The organism is Streptomyces colwelliae (assembly GCF_048158785.1).
Classification (GTDB): domain Bacteria; phylum Actinomycetota; class Actinomycetes; order Streptomycetales; family Streptomycetaceae; genus Streptomyces.
Window position 1 is genome coordinate 1 of sequence record NZ_JBLTJC010000985.1, and the last position, 428, is coordinate 428.

Sequence of the window (428 nt, forward strand, 5' to 3'; positions counted from 1 at the left end):
GTGCCACAGATCGCATCGGACGGCAGCTCGATGACAACGAGCAGGCCCAACGCAAGAGCCAGCGCGAGCAGAACGGCTCGGAAGTACGATCGGTCGAGCTCGAGCGCCTGACGGCAGAAGGCATCACGCTGATCGAACGCCGCAACTGCCTGGAGCTCTTCCGCGATCAGGCCGTCGAACTCTTTGAGGTCCACACCGGCTCTTCCTGGCGCCCTCGATCGGGATCACTGGTCAACCATCGCACGCTCACCGCGGCAATGATCGACTCCCGCGACTTCATCGCAGCCAAGCGCCGCGCCGAAACCGAGGTCATGTTGCCTCCCGGACCGAAGGTCGCACTGACCGGCGGCTTCGACTGCAACGACCACCGCTTGATCTGGGATCGTCTCGACAAGGTTCACGCCAAGCATCCCGACATGGTCCTGATC

At 63.1% G+C, this 428-nt stretch carries 2 protein-coding genes; one reads left to right on the forward strand and one right to left on the reverse strand.

Going from position 1 to position 428, the window contains the following annotated elements:
• A partial coding sequence (locus ACNFOC_RS56185) for a hypothetical protein (protein WP_521987329.1) occupies positions 1–194 on the reverse strand: 194 nt, incomplete at its 3' end.
• A 117-nt stretch (positions 195–311) separates the two neighbouring features.
• On the opposite strand from ACNFOC_RS56185, the gene ACNFOC_RS56190 reads away from it, so the two are divergent.
• On the forward strand, positions 312–428 hold a 117-nt coding region (locus ACNFOC_RS56190), incomplete at its 3' end, for a DUF2493 domain-containing protein (protein WP_521987331.1).